23 protein-coding genes are annotated in these 24962 nt (G+C 35.2%); 22 read left to right on the forward strand and 1 reads right to left on the reverse strand.

Features of this window, described 5'->3' with window-relative positions; genetic code table 11:
- The first annotated feature begins 9 nt into the window (after positions 1 to 9).
- From OCV67_RS00655 to OCV67_RS00665, 3 genes are all read left to right on the forward strand, one after another.
- On the forward strand, positions 10 to 3024 hold the full coding sequence (locus tag OCV67_RS00655; protein ID WP_147641924.1) for a glycoside hydrolase family 2 TIM barrel-domain containing protein: 3015 nt from the start codon (positions 10 to 12) through the stop codon (positions 3022 to 3024).
- A gap of 19 nt (positions 3025 to 3043) precedes the next feature.
- A complete protein-coding gene (locus OCV67_RS00660; protein ID WP_147641925.1) occupies positions 3044 to 4339 on the forward strand; it encodes a galactokinase in 1296 nt (431 codons plus the stop codon).
- 98 nt (positions 4340 to 4437) lie between these two features.
- On the forward strand, positions 4438 to 5928 hold the full coding sequence (locus tag OCV67_RS00665) for a UDP-glucose--hexose-1-phosphate uridylyltransferase (RefSeq protein WP_147641926.1): 1491 nt from the start codon (positions 4438 to 4440) through the stop codon (positions 5926 to 5928).
- 67 nt (positions 5929 to 5995) lie between these two features.
- Here the strand turns inward: OCV67_RS00665 and OCV67_RS00670 are convergent, their stop codons facing one another.
- A complete protein-coding gene (locus OCV67_RS00670; protein ID WP_147641927.1) occupies positions 5996 to 6214 on the reverse strand; it encodes a hypothetical protein in 219 nt (72 codons plus the stop codon).
- A 137-nt stretch (positions 6215 to 6351) separates the two neighbouring features.
- On the opposite strand from OCV67_RS00670, the gene OCV67_RS00675 reads away from it, so the two are divergent.
- From OCV67_RS00675 to OCV67_RS00760, 19 genes are all read left to right on the forward strand, one after another.
- Positions 6352 to 8208 (forward strand): ATP-binding protein, encoded by a 1857-nt coding sequence (locus tag OCV67_RS00675; protein ID WP_147641928.1) that lies wholly within the window; start codon positions 6352 to 6354, stop codon positions 8206 to 8208.
- 15 nt (positions 8209 to 8223) lie between these two features.
- Positions 8224 to 9234, forward strand: coding sequence for an eCIS core domain-containing protein (locus OCV67_RS00680; protein ID WP_147641929.1), 1011 nt, complete (start codon positions 8224 to 8226; stop codon positions 9232 to 9234).
- A gap of 55 nt (positions 9235 to 9289) precedes the next feature.
- The gene (locus OCV67_RS00685; RefSeq protein ID WP_147641930.1) at positions 9290 to 9841 is read left to right on the forward strand and encodes a DUF4255 domain-containing protein; all 552 of its coding nucleotides are present in this window, start codon (positions 9290 to 9292) and stop codon (positions 9839 to 9841) included.
- Between the two features lie 19 nt (positions 9842 to 9860).
- On the forward strand, positions 9861 to 10520 hold the full coding sequence (locus tag OCV67_RS00690) for a hypothetical protein (protein WP_147641931.1): 660 nt from the start codon (positions 9861 to 9863) through the stop codon (positions 10518 to 10520).
- A gap of 70 nt (positions 10521 to 10590) precedes the next feature.
- Entirely contained in the window at positions 10591 to 12315 is a 1725-nt protein-coding gene (locus OCV67_RS00695; protein ID WP_147641932.1) for a phage tail sheath family protein, read from the forward strand.
- 17 nt (positions 12316 to 12332) lie between these two features.
- Positions 12333 to 12764, forward strand: a complete 432-nt coding sequence (locus OCV67_RS00700) for a phage tail protein (RefSeq protein ID WP_147641933.1) — start codon at positions 12333 to 12335, stop codon at positions 12762 to 12764.
- A gap of 22 nt (positions 12765 to 12786) precedes the next feature.
- Entirely contained in the window at positions 12787 to 13158 is a 372-nt protein-coding gene (locus tag OCV67_RS00705) for a phage tail assembly protein (RefSeq protein ID WP_147641934.1), read from the forward strand.
- Positions 13155 to 13340: a DUF6760 family protein gene (locus OCV67_RS13685; RefSeq protein ID WP_147642097.1), complete on the forward strand. Its 186-nt coding sequence runs from the start codon at positions 13155 to 13157 to the stop codon at positions 13338 to 13340. The genes OCV67_RS00705 and OCV67_RS13685 overlap by 4 nt, the downstream gene beginning before the upstream one ends.
- Positions 13327 to 13767, forward strand: coding sequence for a phage tail protein (locus tag OCV67_RS00710; protein WP_147641935.1), 441 nt, complete (start codon positions 13327 to 13329; stop codon positions 13765 to 13767). Before OCV67_RS13685 ends, OCV67_RS00710 begins: the two co-directional genes overlap by 14 nt.
- The gene (locus OCV67_RS00715; RefSeq protein WP_147641936.1) at positions 13764 to 15083 is read left to right on the forward strand and encodes a hypothetical protein; all 1320 of its coding nucleotides are present in this window, start codon (positions 13764 to 13766) and stop codon (positions 15081 to 15083) included. The genes OCV67_RS00710 and OCV67_RS00715 overlap by 4 nt, the downstream gene beginning before the upstream one ends.
- Complete coding sequence (locus OCV67_RS00720; RefSeq protein WP_147641937.1) at positions 15047 to 15733, forward strand: CIS tube protein; 687 nt, start codon at positions 15047 to 15049, stop codon at positions 15731 to 15733. Before OCV67_RS00715 ends, OCV67_RS00720 begins: the two co-directional genes overlap by 37 nt.
- 8 nt (positions 15734 to 15741) lie before the next feature.
- Complete coding sequence (locus tag OCV67_RS00725) at positions 15742 to 16812, forward strand: hypothetical protein (RefSeq protein WP_147641938.1); 1071 nt, start codon at positions 15742 to 15744, stop codon at positions 16810 to 16812.
- A 13-nt stretch (positions 16813 to 16825) separates the two neighbouring features.
- Positions 16826 to 17575 carry a phage baseplate assembly protein V gene (locus tag OCV67_RS00730; protein WP_147641939.1) on the forward strand — a complete coding sequence of 250 codons (750 nt, stop codon included), beginning with the start codon at positions 16826 to 16828 and terminating at the stop codon, positions 17573 to 17575.
- A 32-nt stretch (positions 17576 to 17607) separates the two neighbouring features.
- On the forward strand, positions 17608 to 18018 hold the full coding sequence (locus tag OCV67_RS00735) for a GPW/gp25 family protein (protein WP_147641940.1): 411 nt from the start codon (positions 17608 to 17610) through the stop codon (positions 18016 to 18018).
- Positions 18005 to 20401, forward strand: a complete 2397-nt coding sequence (locus OCV67_RS00740; RefSeq protein WP_147641941.1) for a hypothetical protein — start codon at positions 18005 to 18007, stop codon at positions 20399 to 20401. Before OCV67_RS00735 ends, OCV67_RS00740 begins: the two co-directional genes overlap by 14 nt.
- Positions 20402 to 20407: 6 nt before the next feature.
- Complete coding sequence (locus OCV67_RS00745; protein ID WP_147641942.1) at positions 20408 to 21868, forward strand: baseplate J/gp47 family protein; 1461 nt, start codon at positions 20408 to 20410, stop codon at positions 21866 to 21868.
- 12 nt (positions 21869 to 21880) lie between these two features.
- Entirely contained in the window at positions 21881 to 22525 is a 645-nt protein-coding gene (locus OCV67_RS00750) for a phage tail protein (RefSeq protein WP_147641943.1), read from the forward strand.
- Positions 22522 to 24207, forward strand: coding sequence for a hypothetical protein (locus tag OCV67_RS00755; protein WP_147641944.1), 1686 nt, complete (start codon positions 22522 to 22524; stop codon positions 24205 to 24207). The genes OCV67_RS00750 and OCV67_RS00755 overlap by 4 nt, the downstream gene beginning before the upstream one ends.
- A complete protein-coding gene (locus OCV67_RS00760) occupies positions 24207 to 24956 on the forward strand; it encodes a hypothetical protein (RefSeq protein WP_147641945.1) in 750 nt (249 codons plus the stop codon). Before OCV67_RS00755 ends, OCV67_RS00760 begins: the two co-directional genes overlap by 1 nt.
- Positions 24957 to 24962: the final 6 nt, after the last annotated feature.

Below are 24962 nucleotides of genomic sequence, written 5' to 3' on the forward strand. Positions count from 1 at the left end.
GAAAAAATTATGAAATACGCATTAGACTGGCTTTCAGATCCGGAAGTTTTTGCAGTAAACAGAACAGCTGCACATTCTGATCATAAGTATTACAGAAATTATTATGAGATGGAGGAAAAGAACTCCTCCTTTATTCAGAATCTGAATGGAATATGGAAGTTTGCATGGGCAAAAAATCCATCAGAAAGAATTGAAGATTTTTATAAGGAAGATTTTAATACTGACAGCTTTGATAACATCAGGGTTCCGGGACATATTGAATTGCAGGGATATGGCAAGCCGCAATACGTTAATACAATGTATCCTTGGGAGGGGAGGGAGACCCTTTTCCCTCCTTATATCTCTGAAAAGGATAATCCGATCGGAAGTTATGTAAGGTATTTCGACCTTGAGGACGGCTTGAAAGGCAAAGATGTATACATTTCCTTTCAGGGAGCTGAAACAGCAATTTATGTTTGGCTCAACGGCAGCTTTATAGGGTACAGCGAGGATTCATTTACGCCTTCCGAATTTAATCTTACCGACTATATTAAGGAAAAGGACAATAAACTTGCAGTTGCAGTTTTTAAAAGAAGCTCGGCAAGCTGGCTTGAGGATCAGGACTTTTGGAGATTTTCAGGTATTTTCCGTGATGTATATCTTTATGCGATACCTTCAGTTCATATCAGGGATATGAAAATTGTTGCAGACTATGATTACAAAAACGGAAACGGTCATTTTACGGCAGAGCTTGACATTATTGCCAAAAATGCAAGGTATGCAGTAGCGGCAAAACTGATTGCTGCCGACGGTATTTGTGTATCGGAAGCGGTTGTTACAGACAGCAAAATTGATTGGAATATTAATAGTATAAGCCCTTGGAGTGCGGAAATGCCAAATCTCTATACACTAATAGTTGAGATTACTGATGAAAATGGAAATATAATTGAAATCGGTACGGAAAAGGTAGGTTTCAGAAGATTTGAACTTAAAAAAGGAATTATGTGCATAAATGGTAAGAGGATTATTTTCAAGGGTATTAACCGTCATGAATTTAATGCAAGGAACGGACGTACTGTTACAGAAGAAGATATGATGTATGATATTAAGTTCATGAAAAAGAATAATATCAATGCCGTACGTACTTGTCATTATCCGAATAATTCAAGATGGTATGAGCTCTGCGATGAATACGGTATTTATTTGATTGATGAAACCAATCTGGAAACGCATGGAACATGGCAGAAGCTTGGAGCTTGTGAACCGTCAATGAATATTCCAGCGTCACTGCCAGAATGGAAAGCCGCTTGTCTTGACAGAGCAAGATCTATGTTTGAACGTGACAAAAATCATGCCAGTGTTTTAATCTGGTCCTGCGGAAACGAATCCTACTGCGGTGACGTTATTGCCGCAATGGCTGAATATTTTCATAAAGCCGATCCTTCAAGGCTTGTTCATTATGAGGGAGTAGTATGGAATCGCATATATGATAATATTACTGACATGGAAAGCAGAATGTATGCAAAACCTTCAGATATAGAAGAATATCTGAAAAAGAATACAGGCAAACCTTATATCAGCTGTGAATATATGCATGCAATGGGCAATTCGTTAGGAGGTATGTCGCTTTATATAAATCTTGAAGATAAGTATGAAGCTTATCAGGGAGGATTTATCTGGGATTATATTGACCAGGCAATTGAAATTGAAAATAATGATGGCAAAAGGACTCTTTTGTATGGCGGTGATTTTGAGGACAGAGCGTCTGATTATGGATTCTGTACAAACGGTATCGTATATGCGGACAGAACATATTCACCGAAAGTACAGGAAGTAAAAGCCTTGTATTCAAATATAAGAATGACAATCAAGCAGGGTATTTTGACAGTTGAAAACAAAAATTTGTTTATTAGTACGGATAATCTTAAATTTATAATTTATTTGAAAAAAGACGGAGTTGAAATTAAAAAGGATTGTATTGATTTGTTGGTAAATGCAGGGGAAACAAAAACCTGTAAAATTGAAATGACAATACCTGAATTTGCAGGTGAATATGTGTATGAAGTATCAGCTGTGTTGGCTGAAGATACAATCTGGGCAGAAAACGGTCATGAAATTGCTTTTGCACAGGAAGTTTTTACTGTACAAAACAACTCAGATTCTAATATGGAATATACAAAGCCCCTTATTGTTTATGGAGACGTTATTATAGGTGTTCACGGCAAAAATTATTCCATGATGTTTGATAAAAAAGAAGGCGGAATCAGTTCGCTTGTTTATTATGGAAAGGAATTTATAACAAGAGTGCCGAAGGTAAGCTTCTGGAGAGCGATGACTGACAACGATACAGGAGCAGGAGAACCTTCAAAGCTTTCACAGTGGCTGATTGCAGGTAAATTTGCAGTATACTGTACTGATAAAACTGTATCAAAGGAATTAAAAAATGCTCTTGAGGTTACATTTGTTTACAAAGCTTCTTGTACGCCGTCGTTTGAATATAAGATTATTTACACTGCTTTCTATGACGGCAGACTTGGAGTTAAAGTTGAATATCCCGGTGTGACAGGAATGTCAGATATGCCGGTGTTTGCAATAGATTTTAAGCTGAATAAAGTATATAAAAATTTCAGTTATTATGGAATGGGGCCGGATGAAAACTACATTGACAGAGCCTGCGGAGCAAGACTAGGATTGTGGGATTCTAACGCTTATAAAAATTTGTCTGCATATTTGAATCCGCAAGAATGCGGAAACAGAACCGGAATAAGATTTCTTAATGTTTACGATAAGAATAATATTGGAATCAGATTCAGTAAGAAAAAAGCGCCTTTTGAAATGAGCGTACTTCCTTATAGTGCATATGAACTTGAAAATGCATTGCACAGGGAAGAACTGCCGGATATTTGTTATTCCTGGGTCAGAATTGCTGCAAAGCAGATGGGCGTGGGCGGAGATGATTCATGGGGTGCGCCTGTACATGATGAATTCAGAATAAATTCTGAAAAGAATATGACGCTTGAATTTGTTATTTCACCAATAATTTAAAAGTAAGAAAGGGAAAACAATGCTTGTAAAGGACTTTATTAAGGAAGTAAAAGGCGGCGGACTGGATAATTTATTTAAGAAAATTTATAAACCAATTGATATTGAAAATCAGAAGATACGTTATATAAGCGCTGTGGAGAAATTCACAGCGCTCTACCCGAACCGTGAAGAGATCCATGTTTATTCTGCACCGGGCAGAACGGAAATAGGCGGTAATCATACAGACCATCAGCATGGCTGCGTACTTGCAGGCGCAGTTAACCTTGATGTTATCGGAATCACTTCATTCCATAATGAAAAAATTATCCGAATAAAGTCGGAAGGATATGAAGAATTTGCAGTATCATTAAAAGATTTAGATATTCACATTGATGAAAAAGGTTCTTCCGCTATAGTAAGAGGTATTGCAGCAAAGTTCAAAGAAATGGGAGTTGAAATCTGTGGATTTGATATGTATACAACATCAGATGTACTTTGCGGCAGCGGCATTTCTTCTTCAGCAGCATTTGAAACGTTGATTGCAACAGCTATTGACAGATATTACAATCAGAATAGAACTGGTCCAGTAGAGATTGCTAAAATCGGACAATATGCGGAAAATTATTATTTCGGTAAAAAAAGCGGTTTGATGGATCAGATGGTATGTTCCGCAGGCGGATTTGTTTTCATAGATTTTAATGATATTGATAATCCTGATATACAGAAAATCAATTTTGATTTTAATAGTACAGATCATGAACTTGTTATTACAGATACAAAAGGAAATCATTCCGATTTAACCGACGATTACACTGCGATTCGTACGGAAATGGAACAGACGGCAGAATATTTCGGAAAAAAGGTTCTCAGGCAAGTAGATGAAAATCTTTTCTGGCAGAATATTTCTGAAATCAGAAAGAAAGTTTCAGACCGTGCCGTTCTTCGTGCCGCACATTTTTTTGGTGACAACAGAAGAGCTGTACTTGAAGCTAAGGCTTTGTCAGAAAATAATTTTTCAGAATTCCTTAATCTTGTAAATGAATCGGGATCGTCCTCTGAAAATTATTTGCAAAACCTTTATTCATGCAGAAAAGCAACAGAACAGGCGATACCCATTGCAATTATGACAGGGAAACGAATTTTGAATGGTAAAGGTGCTATACGTGTTCATGGCGGCGGATTTGCAGGAACAGTTCAGGCATTTGTACCGGCAGAACTTGTAAATGATTATAGAATTGAAATGAATCGTATTTTCGGTGATAATTCATGCTATATTCTCACCATAAGACCGGTAGGCGGAATTGAAATAACAGGTGACGGAGATGAGGAAGTATGAATATTCTATTATTTGGAAATATATATTTGCACAATTTAAAATAACTAAAAACTTTATTGAATGAATTGGGAATGATTTTGAAAAGCGAGGTGTCGGCAATGGTATATGATCTTATTCAAGAACTTATTGTTTATGGAATTCATAATAAGCTTATTACTGAAGATGACGAATATGTGGTACGCAATCAACTTATGGATATTTTTCAGTTGGACGACTGGGAGGATTCGGATGTTACAAATGCAAATGAGTCAATTGAAGCTATTTTAAACAAACTTGTTGACTATGCATGTAAAAACAGAATAATTCAGGATACGGCTACATCAAGAGATTTATTTGATACAAAGCTTATGGGGGTATTTACACCGTTTCCTCATGAAGTGAATAAAATTTTTCAAAATAATTATTCTGATTCTCCTTCAGCAGCTACAAACTGGTATTATAATTTTAATAAAAAAATAAATTATATTCGTTCGGAAAGAATTGAAAAAAATTTAAGCTGGACGTATGAATCTGAATTCGGTACACTGGATATTACCATAAATCGCTCAAAACCGGAAAAAGATCCAAGAGATATTGCAATGACAAAAAAGCAAAAAGCTTTAAATTATCCGAAATGTCAGCTTTGTGTGGAAAACATGGGATTTTCAGGTCACATGACACATCCGGCAAGACAGAATTTGCGTCCTGTAAAACTGAACATCAATAATTCAGACTGGTTTCTTCAGTATTCTCCATATGGTTATTATAATGAGCACTGTATCTTGTTCAACAAAAAACATACGCCTATGATTATTGATTCTTCAGTTTTTAAAAAATTATTTGATTTTATAGAACAGTTTCCGCATTATTTTATAGGTTCGAATGCAGATTTACCTATTGTAGGGGGATCAATTCTGACTCATGAGCATTTTCAAGGCGGACATTATACTTTTGCAATGGAAAAAGCACCGATTGAAAAATCATTTTCCTTAAAAAATTATATGAATGTAGATGCAGGGATTGTAAAATGGCCTATGTCAGTTATACGTCTATCTTCTGAAAACCGTGATTTACTTGAAAAAGCGTGTGCGGAAGTGCTGGGTAAATGGAGAAATTACTCAGATAAATCTGCTGAAATTTTTGCACAAACAGGTAATATACCTCATAATACCATAACTCCTATTGTACGAATGAAAGATTCAAAATATGAATGCGATCTTGTTTTAAGAAATAATCGTACTACCAAAGAGCGTCCATTGGGTATTTTTCATCCGAATTCTGCGCTTCATCATATTAAAAAAGAAAACATCGGTTTAATTGAAGTTATGGGACTTGCTGTTCTTCCTGCCAGACTTGCAGAAGAGCTGGAAATACTAAAAAACGCTATGCTATCTCAATCCGATTTGTACAAAATTGAAAAAATTGCATCTCATGCTGATTGGGGAAATTGGATTTTGGAAAATCATCCTGAATTCAATAATGATAATGCTGAGAATATTATACGCAATGAAGTCGGCAGGGTATTTGAAGAAGTTCTTCGTGATTCAGGTGTGTTCAAAAGAACAGAAAACGGAAAAAAAGCGTTTGAAAAATTTATTGATACTATTTGATATTATAATTTAATAAAAATGAGAAACAGCAATACATAAAGCTGTTTCTCATTTTTTTATATTTTATTTAAAAGCATATGTTAAATGGCATTTTAAATATTCTGGAAGCGTTGATCTGCGGAGGCAGACTCATCGTCATTATTCCGTTGTAAATTATTCCGATCCTGTCATTGATGCGAAAATTACATACGCAGGATTTATTTACAACGACTTCCTGAGACGTAGCATTGTCCCGAACCAGCAAGCTGTTTTTGTTTACTTCCAGAACAGTGGCACACATAAGCATAATTATCACCTCGTGAATACATGTTCTATATATTTTATGCTGTAATTAGCATCATTGTGAATATTTTTTGTTCGACATAAATAAAAATATCTTTCATAATATATAAATATAGATAAAATATAACGAGGTTATTATGAATGAATTTTTATAAAAAAAATAATGCTCCATATGAAGAAATATTTGATCATATAGCCGATATATGCAATTTAATGAGATTTTGTTTTGAATCAGATAATTTAGAAGAAGTGATTAAAGCGTTTAATTATTTAAGAAGCTGCGAAGATATGACTTCTGAAATACAGTTACCCATGGTACTTATACGTAAAAGATTCAGTCTGTCCGGTTTTGAATATATGTGTCTTATGCTTGCTTTAGCTTCAGCTTTAGAAGGTAAAGGAAGTCCGACATTTTTTGAAGCGGCAGAACATTATCCGTTTTTTCAAAATGCAGAAGTATTTGCAAGTTTAGTTGAAAATAATACTCTGAAATATCTGCTTGATTCAGAAGAAGGGTGCGGATTGTCGCGGCATTTTCAAATAAAAAGTATTGTATTAAATTTTATAATCAAAAAAAATATATCACATAATAATATATTTTTTAATACATACATAAAAAAATATCCTATTATATATAAAGACTTATACCAACGTATATTAAACTTTATTTCAGCTAATAGTGTGTCATGTATTTTTATAGAGGGTAAAACAGGAAGCGGCAGACGGGTACTGGCTTCTCAGATATGTAAGGAGCTTGGAAAAAATACGGTTACCGTTTATTCGGAGGATATAGAAAACATTTCGGAATTTTCTGCAAATTTAGTGGGATTATGCGTTATGACGGAAAGCGTACCTTTGGTGATAGCAGATGCGGAAATAAAAAATGCTGTAAAACTGATAAATTTAATAACTGATTTTTTACCTTTTGTTTTTATTTGCAGTAGTATTAAAGATACGAAAATTTCACTGAAAAACAGATATTTAATGTATTTTAAAATGGGAGCAATTGACGAAAGCAAACGCCGCTGCGTATGGAATTATTATTTGGATTTTAATGAATCTGACATAAAAATACTTTCTAGCCGTTATCACCTTACTGCCGGACAAATAGCCGGTGTTTGCAGAAATTGCAATTTAAATGCAGATATGAAGTCGTTAATTAGTGAAATAATGCTTTTAAATAGTGAAAATTCTTTATCACAAATAATACATCCAATGTTTAGAATAGATGACTTAATAGTAGACGAGCATATTATAACAGTTTTGAATCAGATTATAAAAACGGCAAAGAATCTTTCCAGTTTTTTAGCAAAATACGGATTTGAAGAACTGTTTCCTTATGGCCGAGGACTGGGAATATTATTCTACGGAGCTTCAGGGACAGGTAAAACCATGTCTGCGTATATATTGGCGTCTGAGCTTGGACTTGATGTAATGAAAGTGGATCTCAGCCGAATAGAAGATAAGTATATTGGTGAAACGGAAAAAAGAATATCTGAAATCTTTGAAAAGGCAGAAGAAAATAATTGTTTGCTGTTTTTTGACGAGGCAGATTCTATTTTTGCAAAGCGTACTGAAATATCTGATTCCCATGATCGTCATGCCAATGGACAGACGGCTCATCTGCTTCAGAAAATGGAAGAATATGATGGAATAGTAGTGCTTGCTACGAATTTAAACAGTAACATAGATCCGGCGTTTAAACGTCGTCTTCATTTTACTTTGGAATTTTTTAAACCTGACGCTGAAACACGAATGACTCTATGGCGCAGATTTATTCCTGACAAAATGCCTCATGAAGATTTGGATTTTAAATTTCTTGGTGAAACTTTTGAGCTTACGCCTGCTGAAATAAAATGGGCGGCGCTTTCGGCGGCAGTACAAGCGGACGGTTCGCCTATGACTATGGGTCATATATTTTCAGCGTTAAAATATGAATATGAGAAGTCAAATCTTGCAATTCCCAAAATAAATTATAAAAATATTCAATTACAATAGGAGTAGTGTTTTTATATGTATAAATATAATAAAAAGCAGGACGAAATAACCGATACATCCGAAAAAGGAAAAACCGGTATACCGTCAGTTATGAAAAAAAGCTTTGAACAGTCCAGCGGATTTTCATTTGATGACGTCAGAGTTCATTACAGTTCCGAAAAGCCTGCACAGCTTCATGCGCATGCATATACTCAGGGAAATGATGTTTTTGTTGCTCCGGGACAGGAAAAGCATCTGCCTCATGAGCTGGGACATGTGGTTCAGCAGAAAAGCAATATGGTAAAGCCTAATGAAGAAATAGGCGGACTGCCTCTTAATACAGATCCTGCAATGGAACATGATGCCGATGATATTGCGCAGAATGCTGAAGAAAATATGCCGTTTTCAGCTGATACCGATGATGTACCTTTACAGGCTAAGGCAATAGACGGAGTAGTACAGATGGCAAACAGCCAGGATTCTTATAACTGGACAGCTGGAGTAGCAAGTACCATATTTACGGGATTGGGAATGATAGGAGCCGTTGGCAGTTTTTTATATTCTAAAAATAAGGACAGAAAGCATAAATATGTAGAAGATATGGAAAAAGATGCCGATGCGGCAGAAGAAGCAAGAGATGAGGCAGAAACAGCATATCTTGAAGTAATTAATACTGATGATGCTGCTGAGAAAAAAAGTAAAGCAATTGAAACAAGAAAGGCAGCTCTTAAAGCAACAAGATTTGCAAAGAATGTAAGGTTTAAATACAGAGCGGCTAAACCGGGAGGATTGAATAAACTGCCTCTAGTAGGAGATAATCCTCAGAAAAATAAAAATGCAGTATATGCTGTTAAAAGAGCAAATAAAGCTGAAGCTGAAGCTAAGCAGTTTGCAAATAACGCAAATAATGAAGATATAATCAGAGGGAATGATTTGAATTTTAATCCAGCAAATCACCAAAATATGGATGAATATAATAATAATCAAAGTGTTTTAGATGGTTTAGAAGATACAAATCCGCCACAAGAGGAGGAAGAAGATAGTTAATAGTAAGAATAAAAGATTTAAGAATAATATATTCTAACCATGACTGGAGAAAACAATGACAAATTTAGACAATGCACTGGTTAAGCTGCTTTCCGAATCGCTTTCGGATATTCTGGTCGGTTCAGGGAGAGTGGGGATATGCACACCTGCGGAGCCTGGAGATTTTTTATTGGGTCTTTATTTGTATAATATACGTCCGTGTACGGATATAAATCCGCCGTCTGTTATACGTAAAGGAAGCAGTTTTCAGGAACTTTCTCCGCACTTTTTAACGCTTTATTATCTTGTAACAGCTTACAGCAGAGCGGATGGAGTTTATAAAACGGCGGAGGATCACCGTATACTTTTTCGGGCGATTCAGACTTTTCAGAATATGCCGGTTTTAACAAAACGTGAATTAGGTTACAGACCGGGTACATATATAGATAAGCTTCAGGTTCAGATGGTCGATCTTGAACCGGACGAAATTGCAAATATATGGATGTTTCGGGAAAGTGAATACCGATTATCAGTGGCGTATAAAATAACTCCGGTCGAAGTATCAGCAGAAGCAGGCAGTTTTGTAACAAGAGTTTCCGATACGAATTTTAAAGGTATTCAGAGATGATAAACAGGGAGTTGCTGAAATGAAATTACAGTTGATAATTCAATGTATAGATACATTTGAATTTAAATCGCCGACGGATAAGCTTTATTTTTTTATAAACGGTAATCCGATTGAGACTATACATAAAGATAACGGTTTTTATTCAATAATTGAAAAGCTTCCCGAAAAATTTATTCTTTTGATTAAATCTTCCGTTTATTATTCTTATGAGTGCACTGTAAATCTAAAAGAAAAATGTAATTATTTATCTGTAAATCTGATAAGAAAAATTCCGCCGCTTCACGAATCGGCAGTCTGGATTGATACCGTAGGTTATACAAAAGCAGTACTGGGATTTGGATATTTTTTTCTTGCAGACTCGTTGAAAAATACGGATATATTTATATCTGTAGATAATTCGTTTCGTTTTTGCCTTGAGGGACGTAAATTTCTTATACGTGATACGCAATCTTTGAAAGAAGAATTTATCACGATTGAAAAAGCCGAAAACAATTTTATGAACATATATAATATAAAAGGATTGACAAATAATTATGATGCCGAAATTTCTTTAATACTTCCAGCATTTGATCTGTATCAATGTTCAAAAATACCGTTTAAAAAACCAGCGGAGCTGCCTGCGTTAATATGGCTTTATGACAGTAAAGGGAATTCTGAAAAAATAGAAATAAAAAATTAGACAAGCGGGAATAACTAAAGCCTGTTATGAATACTATGTATTAACACATTAAATCAGGAGGAAAAATTTAATGCCAGAATATTTATCTCCCGGCGTTTATGTAGAGGAATTTGAATCAGGTTCTAAGCCAATGGAAGGCGTAGGAACAAGTACAGCCGGATTTATAGGACTTAGTGTAAAAGGACTGGACATAGGCGTACCGCAGCTTGTGACAAGCTTCGCAGATTTCAGAAGAAAGTACGGCGGATATTTATCCCAGTCGGAATTTGAAGAATATCGTTTTTTGGCATATTCTGTAGAGCACTTTTTCATTAACGGAGGTACACGAGCCTTTATTATGAGAGTTGTACCTCCGGATGCAAAATGTGCTGAAAGTGTTTCAGAACAGGAAATTATTAAGTTTACAGCAAAGAATCCTGGAAGATGGGGAAATTTTATAAGAGTTATAATTACACCGTCATCTAAGGCAAAAACGCAGATTTTAAGTGTTGACGAGCTTCCTCAGGGAAAAGTGTATAAGATTAAAAATGCGTCGGGATTTCAGACGGGAGATATTGTTGCTTTTTCAGACGGTAATGAAATTCAATATAATAAAATTTCTTCCGTTCAGGATAATTTAATCAGCTTTACCAAAGAATTTTCAGGAGAGGTTACTGATAATAATATCCTTCCGTCAAAAACAATTTCCACATGTGAATTTAATGTTGAAGTAAAATATGAGGATACAGTTGAGCTTTATGAAAATGTTAGTCTAAATGTCCGCGCGGCAAATTATGTTAAAAATAAAATGGCCAAATCCGATATGCTTAATATTAGCTGTAATATTTCAGAAACTGAAGAATTGGATGCACCGTTTAGTATGCTTGCCGGCAAAGATAAGAATATTTTGGTTATCGGTCTTGACGGAGGAGCAGACGGTACTAAAGAAGCTTTGAGTCCCTCGGATTTTATCGGAACTGATAACGGTCCGGGAAAACGTACCGGAATACAGAGCTTTATTGATAACGATATAGTAAGCATAATAGCCGTTCCCGGAGTTACCGACGCCAACGTACAGCTTAGTTTAACTGCACATTGTGAAAGTTTGGGCAGCAGATTTGCAGTGTTGGATTTACCCAGGGACAGTAAAAAAATTGACGATGTTATGGCTCATCGTAATATATTTGATTCAAGCTATGCCGCTTTGTATCATCCGTGGATAGAAATATTTGATCCATTGGATAAAAAGAATACTGCAATACCGCCGTCAGGTTCTGTAATGGGTATTTATGCTCGAAGCGACAATTCAAGAGGAGTACATAAAGCTCCGGCCAATGAGATCATAAGAGCCTGCGTAGGTCTTGACTGTATGTATAATAAAGGTGAGCAGGATATATTAAATCCAAAGGGTGTAAATCTTATCAGATCTTTTCCGGGACAGGGCATAAGAGTCTGGGGAGCCAGAACGTTAAGTTCTAATTCTCTATGGAAATATGTAAACGTCAGAAGGCTGTTTATTTATCTGGAGGAATCCATAAAGGCTAACACCAATTGGGTGGTTTTTGAACCCAATGATGAACTTTTATGGGTTAGGGTTAAAAGAACAATAGACGTTTTTCTTAATACGGTATGGCGAAGCGGCGCTCTTGCAGGAGGATCACCTGCCGAAGCATTTTTTGTAAATGTCGGCAGAGAAACTATGACTCAGGACGATATAGATAATGGACGGCTTATATGCGTAATCGGAATTGCTCCTGTCAAACCGGCGGAATTTGTTATCTTCCGTATAACTCAGAAAACTTCGTCAGATGAATAAAAAGAAGGGAGAAATAAATGGCTGACATTGTATATCCATATACTAAATTTCGTTACCGTTTAGAAATTGACGGTATAGACGCAGGTGGATTCAGCGAGGTAACGGGATTTGATTCTTCTATTGATGTTGTTGAATATCGTGAAGGAGACATGGTGCCGACACCTATGAAAGTTCAGGGACTGCGTAAATACGGAAATGTTACTCTGAAATGGGGATTGACTTCATCAACAGTTTTATATGACTGGCTTACAGAAGGTATCAACGGACCGGTAAGCCGGAAAACTGTAACAATTACATCTATAGACGAATCGGCGGCAGATTGTGCGTCATGGCAGATTATAAATGCATGGCCATGTAAATATACTGTTCCTGATTTTAATGCAACATCGTCTGAAGTTGCGATTGAAACGCTGGAATTAACCCACGAGGGTATGACAAGGATAATGTAATTTATTGAAAGGAAATAAAAAAATGCTTATACAAACGGAATATGAATTTGAGCTTCCTCACGGATATGCGGACGATAGCGGCACGCTTCACAGGCGCGGAACAATGCGTCTTGCATGTGCGGCGGATGAAATTCTGCCTATGAGCGATGTCAGAGTACAGCAGAATCCGGCATATCTTACTATTATTATTTTGGCAAGAGTAATAACCAAGCTGGGTACAATTCCGCAGGTTGATACCAAGATTGTAGAAAAATTATTTACTGCCGATCTGGCTTATCTGCAGGATCTTTATCAGCGTATAAATCAGAGCGAAGCTCCTGTTTACAATACAATTTGTCCAAAATGCGGTCAGGAGGTTGAGCTGTCTGTGAATTTTTTTCTTCAGAACGAATAACTCGTACTCCTGTTGAACAGCTTTACAGAGAATCAGCGTTTATTGCATATTATTTTCATTGGCAGCAGGATGAAATATTAATGATGCCTCATAGGGTACGGCAGCAATGGTGCAGTCGGATTTCTGAAATACATACTGAAATTCAGTCCGATAATAAAGATAATATTTTTGAAATCAGGTGATATTATGCATAATCTTCTTCATGTATATTCGTTTTTTCTTACTTTCGGACCTTTAAAAGCGGGATTTCAAAAAATCAGCGGTATAGGTGAAAGCATGGAACCTGAATATATTTATGAGGGAGGACAATGTCGGCCGTATCCTATACAGGGCACTAAAAATAAGGCGGGCAGAATTACATTTGAAAAAGGTCACGGTTACTTAAATCCTTTTTTAAGTAAAAACGGATTTACAGCAGGTAGTCGTATTTCCTTGCCGTGCAGTATAATAATTACGGATAAGAACAACAAACCGTTAAGGATTTTTGCATTTGACAGCGGAATGCTGGTTTCATGGGAGATATCGGAGCTAGATGCGCTCAGCGGAAATGTTCTAATAGATAAGGCAGTCATTGAGCACAGCGGAATATATGAACTTACAAAATTATGAAAACTATAAATATTATTAAACCTATAAAAATAAGCAAACTATCGGTCAATAAAAATATATCTGAAATCATTAGCGGCAGATATGAAATTTCTTCTGTTCTGTCTTTTCCGGTAATGCTTTATCTTCCGGTTACGGCTGATATCGGTAGATCGGGTATTAGCAATAATATTAATGTTAATGTAAGCAAATCAGATCCGTCTTTGTTTTTTAAAGCAAGTCTCATAAATTCAGGGAATTACAGTCGTATGAGAAAGTCCCTGAACAGCGCTGTTACATTACGAAATTTGTTTAGATCCAATAATGCTTTAAATCATTTGGTAGACGCACTGTGGAGTATTTATAAGAGCAATAATTTGACGCTTAGTCATAGTCTGCTTAAACTTATACGTCTGATTACTGAAAAAAACAACAGGGATTATGCAGCAGATAATAGCGTATTAGCACATATCATGCATGTACAGAAAAAGGTAATTAAAGTTTTAAAAAATACTGATTTTACATTAGTAAAGCACATATCTGCATTACATCGGAACATTTTAGTTTCAGATAATAAAACAAAAGAAATTTACAGTAGTTTAAATTCAGCGGAACATTATTATAACAGCAAGTCTGTAGCAGTTTCAGATATACTTTCAAATTCCTATACAATGACGCCTTTGCTTGAGCATATATACGAAAGCATAGAATCGGGTATGTATTTATATAATGATTCCAGCTATAAAAATGCCAAAACTCTTTACAGACTGACAAATTCTCTATGGAAAGTATATCTGGGACAGAATCTGGAGCTAAGCCGCAGCTTTTCACGGCTTATCAAACGCGTCAGTGAAGAGAACGAGAGTATGGAATATAAAAACAGAGAAAATAATTTATTCAGTACTTCCGGTTCGCTTAAAAATCTGGTTAATGCATTAAGACAGGCATTTACAGGCAATAATCTTGAGCTGCGTAACAGTATGATAGATTTGTTTGGTAATATAAATCAGGCGGTTAAACAAAGAAATATAAAGGTCGGCCGCAAAAATAGCTTCAAGTCAACAGTTAATATTAAGCTTATGCATAGGGACATAATACCCGTACGTGAAAATGTCCGGATGATTTATAAAAAAGGTTTTCTGAACAATGATTCTGAAACAAAAAATAAATACAGTAGCTTTGAACAGGAAACAAAGAAAAAATTGAAAGAAATTGAATCAAAATTTTCCGGATCATCGTCTGATAATATTGAAAGTATGATAAAAACAGTACTAGACAGAATTAATAAAGAGCAGAGGATAGAATGGCGTTTGGAAAAACTTCAAAGGGGGATATTTTAGATGTGGAAAAAGCAGTAATAATACTATACGGAGAAAATAACTGTCAGAAAAAAATTCCGGTTTTGTTTAACCCGTCTGATTATAATATATCCAGAAATGTTAACTATGCTAAACTTGATATTCCAGGAACTGACAGTCCTATTATGCAGTTTATAAACGGAGGAGAAACGTCATTAAAATTAACTCTCCATTTTGACACGCAAAATGATTATATTCATAATAAAAACTCAGATGACGTAAGAGATTATACGGAACCTATAATGAGCGCTTTATGGATTGACGGAAAACTTCATGCTCCTCCTGAAGCGGCATTCAGCTGGGGCGGTTATTTTTTTAAAGGAATTATAACGGACGCTCAGCAAAGCTTTACTATGTTTTTACCCAGCGGACTTCCGGTACGCTCTAAGCTGGATCTGACATTTAAAAGCTCAGATAATGAATTGGAAGGACGAAAAAAATCTCCGTTTGAATCTCCCGACCGCACAAAAACGCGTTATGCGGAAAAAGGCGCTCAGTTATGGCGTATGGCATATGCAGAATACGGGCATTGGAAGTACTGGAGAGTAATAGCAGATTTTAATAAAATACATAATCCGAGAAAGCTGCCTGAAGGAAAGCTTCTGCATCTTCCTCCCCTTAAAGAATTATGAAAGAACTTATGACGACAAAGACGTTCAGTTACAGTGAACTGAGCAAAAAATATAATAATTTTCATACGCCATGCTGTGCTGTTAAAGCAGGTACTACAGACGTAAAGTCATTAGGACTTCTGCCTTCGGAGATTGAAATACGTCAGACTATAAAAAACAAAGCAGGAACGTGTACTTTTGTTATAAGCAATGGTTACGACGCTGTTTCACAAAGCTTTAAAAATGAGATCGCAGATAATTTTCCTCTGGGACAAACTGTAGAAGCAGGTATAGGCTATATAACTCCTGTTTATATGTTCAAGGGATTTGTAACTGATATCAGTTTTTCTTTTGAACACGGTCAGCCGCCTAGCGCCAGAATCACATGCAGTGATATACGCTCTCTTATGATGCAGGGCAAGTTGAATGCTATGCCGGAACTTGCAAGCTTTCCTATAATGATGCCTCTTATAATGCTTATGTATACGTCTATTTTGAATATGAGGATAGTTTATTATGATTTATGGAATCTTGCGGAAGATTTCAGACAGAATACCAATGATTTTAATTATTTATATAATTATGGCTTGAAGCGCGGGTATGAATTTTTTATATTAGGAGAGCACTGTTATTTCAGAAAAAAATGGCAAAACACTTCACCGCTTATGACTTTAAAGTGGGGAGAAAGTATAATCAGTTTTAACAGAGGAACCAGTTATTCTTCCAATAAACTAAGCGGTTCACTGAGAGGATTGCTGAGTTTAATTCCATTTTTTTCAGATAATTTACTTACTCCGCAAGGATATCCGCATAAAATGGCAACGCCTAAAATACCTAAAGTTGACATGGATACTTCAGAAGCTAAAAATACTCTTGACCTTATTAATATTATGCTGACAAGTCTGCATAATCTTGGAGACAGTATGGCGTCGGGAACAGTAACATGTGTTGGTATACCTGAAATAATACCGGGACGGTATATACGTCTGACCGGTCTTGATTCCAGATTTTTTGACGGAGATTATTATATTGAAGAAGTAACTCATAAATTTTCTTCAAGCGGATATATAACTTCATTTCAAATAGGATCAGGAAAATAAACGGAGGTACAGTATGCTAGATGACATTGCCGATATGATGACGGATGAGGATCATAAACAGCCTTATATTCTTATAGGTACGGTGATTTCAAACTATAATCCCTTAAAACCAGCTTCTGTTAAGGTAAGCTTAAGCGGAAAACCTGTTGGAATGGGTATAACTGCATGGGCGAAAGTTGCAATGCCTTCAGCGGCTGACGGCAGCGGAATTTACAGTCTTCCTAATGTAGGAGACGAGGTTGTCGTAGCTTTTTTGGAAGGTGAAATAGATATGCCTATAGTAATAGGTTCATTATACGGAGGAACTAAACTTCCTCCGGTTGAGGTCATGACTCCGTTAAATAATGTAAAAATGATCAGAACCAATTCAGGAAATATGCTGAAAATTGACGATTTACAGGGTATTAAGCTTGTTTCCTCAGCAAATCAGAGTCTGGAATTAAATGATAGTCAGCTTTCTGTTTCTTTGAATGACAGTACAGGTCAGACTGGAATAAATATTAATAACGGTTCTGTATCAGTCAAGGGGCTGAGTGGAATAAATATAAAATCAGGAGCTTGTGAAATAAGTATAGACGGCAGTGGACAAAAAGTAACGATAAAAGGGATGAGTATTAATATTGAAGCAATGCAAAATTTAGTTCTTAAAGGAATGCAGGTAAGTATAAGCGGACAGATGGTTTCAGTATCAGCTGATGCTCAGCTTGACATGAAGAGCGCTGGAGCTGCAAATGTTAAGGGAACAGTTTTAAAGTTGAATTAAAGAATACCGGCTATGTCTATGGAGGAAATAATTTGGATGATCGTTCTTTTTTAGGAAGAGGCTGGAGCTTTGACGTAAAACCTGACCGTATAACGGGAAGGATCTGTATGTGCAGCGGAGAAGACGATATTGCGCAGGCAGTCCGATTAATTTTGAATACAAAAAAAGGTGAAAGGGCAATGCGTCCTGACTTTGGCTGTAAATTATATTCCTTTGCTTTCGAATCATTTTCGCAGTCTGTTTGTTCGGCAATGGTACAGGAAGTAAAAAATGCACTTATAATGCACGAGCCAAGAATACAGGATATACAGGTTACGATTGATGAAAGTAATACTGAAGGCTGTTTGATGATAAATATAAGTTATGTTGTAAGAGCTACAAATAATCCTTATAATTTGGTATTTCCGTTTTATCTGGAGGAGGGCGGTGGTGACAGTTACTGATTTTATTCCCGAATGCGATGGACGTAAATATGATGATATAATAAAAGAGATTAAGTATTTGGCAGAAAAATATACTCCTGAATGGAAATTTTCTCCGGATAATCCTGACGCCGGTACAGCTCTTGCATGTGTATTTGCACATCGTATGTCAGAGACTATAGAACGATTTAATAAAATGCCGCTTAATCATAAGAGGCAGTTTTATAATATGCTTGGCGCATCTGCTTTACCGGCTGTTCCGGCGTCGGGATATATACTTTTTAATTTAAACGGGATAAATGAAAGTAATTCATTTATAGAAAAAGGATTTAAGCTTTTTTCTCCGGCTATTGATGAACAGGGAACAAGGCTAATATATGAAACACAGCAGAGCGCTCTCATTACCACTGCAAAAATTAAAGAAATTATTTACGCAGATTGTAATGCGGATTTATTATGCTTTTGTAAAAACAGTGAAGAAAAATTTGAACCGTCTTATAGTTCCAGCTGTAATAAAAGACTTATTAGTTTCAGACATGATTTATTTGATAATTTCAATAAAAACTGCAGATTTTATATAATTATTTCCGGTTCGGAATCGGATAAATGGATGGAAAGATTATCTGATCCGTTATATGCAGAATTTAGTCAGTATTTAGACGAACATGAAACAAGAATAGATTGTTTTAAAGAAGGCAGCAGGATCAGAATCGGACTGACATCGGATTGTGACGGGATTAATATTAATATACTTAATATTAATGAATTTCATATGCTGCCATTTGGTGATCTTTATATAACTTCAGAAGGAAATGATTTGGCTCCGGACAGTATCTTAATTAACGAGGAGTTTGAAAATAAAAATCATTTTTATGCTTTTGGAGAGTCCCCGTCGGTATATGATAATATGTATATCGAGAGCAATGCTGTATTTTCAAAAAAGGGCGCTGTTATTACTCTGAATTTTAATTTGGGATTTGATGAAATTGATAATGGGGAAATTCCGGAGCCTGTAATTCCAAATAAGCTTTTCGTAAGGAAAAAGAGTATACATAGGATTACACGTTCAATTATAACTGTTGAAAATGTTGTATGGGAATACTGGAACGGCTATGGATTTACTCCGTTGAAGGAGCTTAACTGCTTTGAAAATATTTTTTCAGGTGTTTCTGAATATGAAAGTAAGGTAAAAACTGCATCTTATAAATTAACATTTGTTTGTCCGTCTGATATTTCTCCCGTATTAATCGGCGCAGATTTGCGCTTATGTATAAGGGCAAGAATCAAAAGAATAAAAAATGCATATGCATTGCCGTCGCGATTTTATGTTCCTTGGCTTGAAAATATCAGTATATCTTATAAATACGATAAACCGTTAAAGGTTACTGATATTAAAACTATTAATAATTGTGAAGAAAATATGGTGATTCCTGTTTATCCGTTTAAAAAGCTGCCGTCATCATCACTCTATATTGGATTTGATCGTCCTTTGTATCAAGGACCTTTTACACTTTTAATATGCTGCGGAAATTTTATAGAAAACGGATTAAGTAATGCATCATGGAGTTACTTAACCGATATTGGGTGGGAAAGTCTGGAAATAAGCAAAGAAAATACATCGTTAACTTCCGAAGGGTTCTTTAGTTTTAATATACCTTATAAATTAATACGGAGTAATATATTCGGAAAAACTGCTTATTGGATCAAGGCTGAAAATTCAGAATGTCAGGAGATATCAATTGAAAAAATACTGTTAAACTGCGTACCTGTTATGCAGTGCGAAAGTATAGAATCTTTTTGTTCAGATCCTGTAGTTGAGACGATAAAATTAGATCATAAAAATATAATTGAATTGCAGATCTATATAAATACCAGTAAAAGAAATGAAGAAGAAAAATGGGAATGTCTCAGTCATGGCTGGACTCTGGATAATGCAGAAGGATTAATAAAATTCAGTCCGAAAATATCACTGAATCCAAACAGTAGGACAATAAAACTGAAATATTGCTGCGGAGGAGGAAAAGCAGGCAATCTTTCTGCCGGACAAACTTTTGTTCCTGCTATTTCAGACGGATTAATCAGCAGTGCAGTAAATCCGTTTTCATTTCAGGGAGGAACTGACAGGGAAAGCAATTTTAATGCTGAAAAACGCCTGTCATACGAATTCCGGCATCAGAATCGTCCCGTAACTAAAAAGGATTATGAAGATCTTTTAATAGATGACGACGTTATTTTAATAGAGATTAAAAGCACAATTAACGGAGGAATGAATATAAAAGCGACCGTATCATCGGAATTAATAAATAAAGATGTAATAAAAAAAAGAATATACAGTAAATTATCCGGAATACTGCCAATTGATATGGGTGAAATTAGAGTTAAAGTTGTTTATAGAAACGAGTGATTTAAATTGTTAAACCTTGAAGAACTGGACGATATGAGTTTTTCTGATTTAATGAAAAAATCAATAACAGAAATATCTGTACTGTGTCCTGAATGGACGGATTTTAATGCACATGATCCCGGAATAACATTTCTGGAAATGCTTATGTGGCTGGTAGAAATGCAAAGATATTATACGGCGCAAATTACTGAAAATCATCTTAACAGTTATTTGAAATTAATTGATACTGTACCTCATACGGCTATTGCAAATGTTGTGGCAGTCAAGCTTTATCCGGATAACAATAGGATAATTAATATTAAAAAGGATTATGTTCTAAAGATCGGAGATGTGCCGTACCGTTTGATAAGCGATGTTATTGTTCCTGCTGACGAACCGGAAATGTCCTGTGACGTTAAAGGCAAATGGTATAGATCTGATCAATTTGAAACTAATTCTGATAATTCTTATTTTTATATTAAACAAAATTTAATGCCGTTCAGAGGCAAAGTACTGCCCCTTTATTTTTCATTGATGTCAACTGAAAAAGAACCTTTAGTAAATATCAGTTCCGGATTTTATACACAGGCAGTTGTTAAAATATATATTGAAACTGACAACGGATGGGAAGAGTGTATTATAAAGGATGAAACATATGGATTTACTCAAAGCGGATTTATTAACATCAGCATACCTGACAATATAAACGAAGAAAAATCAATTCTAAAGATTGTTATTTTTTCTGATGATATTTTTCATATGCCGTCAATTGAATTTGTAAGCAATCATATCTGTGTTTTGGTTCAGGAGAATGAAAACAATGAAACAATGGGAGCTTCAGGAAAAGTAAAAGAAAATTTAGTTTTCTGGATAAATATTGACGGATATGAAATTAAGGCGGTTACATATAAAGAACTATATTGCGGCTGTAATGATGAAAGTCCTTACGATGCCTTTGAAAGATATAGATCAGAACAACTGCGCTTATCAAGAGCCGTTAATAAAGATGATTATATAAGAATTGCTATGGAAACTCCAGGAATCAAAATAGATACAATAAATGTATTTTCAAACGAACCAGGGAAGGTTTGCGTTTGTGTGAAGCCTTGCGAAGGAAAATTCTGTAAGCATACAGTTAAAAATCTGAGAAAAGTATTATTTGAGGCTAAGCCGATAGGAACGGAAATTGATATATTAACTCCTATATTATTTCATGCAAGACTTTTTGTGGGCGCTGAAGTTGAAGGATGGGCAAGCAGCGGCAAGCTTGTAAGGCATATTAAAAAAAGCGTAAAGTTTTTAGAAGAGAATATGGGAATAACGTATAAATTATCTGAACTTTTTATGAGTATTAAAGCACTTAATATGGTTTCTGATATTAAATGGCTTATTTTAAGGTTTGACAATGGAAACGAATTAACTCAAGAGGATATTTTAATACTGCCTGACGACGGATTGATGATACTTGACGACATTATTATACAATGAAAAGAGAAAATTATGGAGAAAAGAATAAATCCCCTTGACTATTTACCTGAACTGTATCAAAATTGTGAAAATAGCTTTACGGAGAGGTTTTTGACAATATTTACAGATATTTACAGTCAGTTTGAAAGAGAAATTGATACCAGCAGTAAAATATATGATCCTGAATTATGTCCTGATGAATTTATCGAATGGCTGGGAAAATGGATATCGGTTGAAAATATGCAGCTGTTTCCGGACGATAAAAAAAGAGAACTTTTATTGCTGACACCGTGGCTCAGTAAGCACCGCGGAACAATTTCGGGAATGAAAAAACTGCTTAAGCTTTACTGTGGCACAGATGTTTTTATAGTTGAATATTACCATGTAAAACGATATTTTTCTTCATGTAAAGAGCTTGAACGAATTTATAACGGAGGACGTTTTACAGTCTGGATCATTTGTCCGCCGATAAAAAATAGAGTAGAAGCTTTATCAGTAATTGTTTCTTCACAAATTCCTGCCAATATTACTGCTAAAATAAAAATTCTTTCAAATATTACAGAATTGAATAATTATTGTTATTTAGGAATAAATTCGGTACTATCAGGTATGGAACAGGGAATATTAGATGGGAAATCGGCTATGGATTATGTTTATTTAGGGAGGGATAAACAATGATTTCTAACAAATTAAAGGTATTTGAGCGAAACAGGTATTTTTACGGAAAATTACTGACAGCCGAAGATTTTATAACAGAACAGATTTACTTTAACGATAAGAGAAGATTACTTAATAATATGCTTTTCGGAAGCGGTGTTGTAACCGGAATGAGCGTAGTTAAAGCAGATGATCAGAGCATAGCAGTGGATTCGGGATTTGCACTTGATTCTTCGGGACGTGAAATAATTGTTTCTGAACCTAAAGTTATTAAAGTAAATGAATTAAATGGGTACAGTTCGTTTATACGCAGCCATACTGATTATACAACGGCATATTTGTGTATAGAATATGATGAGAAACAGTCTCAGCCAATTCATTCAATAGCTAAAACAGTATTGGACGATGAAAACGAGGGGCCGGAATATAACAGGATTACCGAAGGATATTCACTGTATATTACTGACGAAGAACCTGAAAAATTTATGTGTGAATCGGAAAATTTAGCTTTAAAACGTAAAATACTCATATCAGATGGGATAAATGTTTCTATTATATGTCCTTCAATTGTAAGAGAAGGCGAAGAGTTTATACTGGAAACTCAGGTAAATAAAGTAAATACTGAAAAAAATATTACCATTGATTTTGATTTAAGACTTAAATTATTTACTGCTGAAAATTCAAATAATTCCACAGGTAAAAATATTGTACATATATCATATGATCAATGTGACAGTTCAGATTCTGAAACTATAGTTATTCGTACTAAATTAAAAGCAATGGGTTCGTCCGGCAGAAAAGGAATAATCAGAGCGGATAATATCCATGCGGCTTTTGGAAAAAGAAAATCAGCCGCATATCCGGTTCAAATTGAAGTGGATATAGCAGAAAACAGAGCTGATTCAATAATAAAAATGTTAAGAAAACAACAAACAGATAATAACGAAAAGCTTTATATTGCAAAGTTAGAACTTTTTGTTTCGCCTCAGTATTATATACTTGAATCAGTAGAGGATCTGCCGTTTTGCCAAGCGGTTCCTACAGCAGTAGATATGCGTTCGTTTCAGATACGTTCGGAATTTATTTGCCCTCCGTCTGAAAATAAAACAGTTTCTCATATGATTTCTCCGGCAAATCAGCCTGTTGTAAATACCGGTACTGCTTATGTACTTATTCCAGAAAAAGCCAGAAAAGGAAATATTTATTACAGTAATAATATTCCTCACGGTCTTGGAACAGGTGTAGTATTTATTAATGCTGGATATGTTGATGATAAAAAAATAATTTTTGAAGAATCTTCATTATTAAATAATAATTTTTCATATAGCATAATAGTAGATGAAGATTCAGGTACATTTTCTGTAGCGGTCAGAATTAATTCTGATATAAAAAAAACAAATTTAAAATTCTGCTGGACTGCTTCTCGTTTTCCGGATATGGGGAACAGTGAAAGAAAGATAGAAATAAACCCTAGTGTTCGGTATGCAGGAAGATATGAAACGGTACATTTTGATGTTAGCCATCCTGATGGTAAGGTATGGAAAAATGGAGAATTAGAATGGTCTGTTCATCCGGATAACGGAGGTCAGATAACCTCGTCCGGTATATTTACAGCATTCGATATACCTGGATTTTATGAAATCAGAGTAAAAAGTATAGCTGAACCGGACTTAAATGCAACAGCATTTTTGGTAGTACAGTAATGTATATTAAAGAATTTAACGTCATATATACGGAAAAGAAAACAGATGAATATAGGTTGTATATATGTAAAAAATCATTAGAAAATCAATTATACCGTATTTTTGAATTGGCAGACCGAAATAAAATTGCGGAATATATAAAGTATTTTAATTCATTGAATTTTAAGGATTTTTACGGAGACTTTTCTATAGATGAAAAATATTATATTGTATTTAAACATCCAGACGGTATAATTGCAGGAGACTCCGACTGGAAAAAATTATCGGCAAAGGATATCGTCAAGGCATTGGTATTACAGAATCCTCCTTTAGAAATTGCAGTACCGATGTTGTCTTTCAATAATATTTTTGTTTATGAAAAAGAAATAAGGTTTGCATATGTACTTCCTATGCTGGATAACAGAGCATGCAAGGGGCTGCTTGAAGAAAAGCTGGCGGATATGATAGATTTAATATGGTCTGAACACAGAACACCGGAGGCAAAGCGGTGGCTTGACTCCTTACGCAGCGGAAAATTTTCACATTTGGTAATTGCACTGAAATATATGCCTGAAAATGAAAAAGCTATACCGGAATGCAAATCAGAATATTATGACAGAATAAAAAAAATATTATTGAAAATTGCCGTGACTGCTGCTGTGCTAGCCGGTATATTGATTATAATATTTAAACTTATGGCAGAGTATGATACAGATAAGTTAGAATATGATAAAATCGACTCGCTTGGCGGTATTGACTTAATTGATTAAAGGTGA

The organism is Porcipelethomonas ammoniilytica (assembly GCF_025567485.1).
Lineage (GTDB): Bacteria > Bacillota > Clostridia > Oscillospirales > Ruminococcaceae > Porcipelethomonas > Porcipelethomonas ammoniilytica.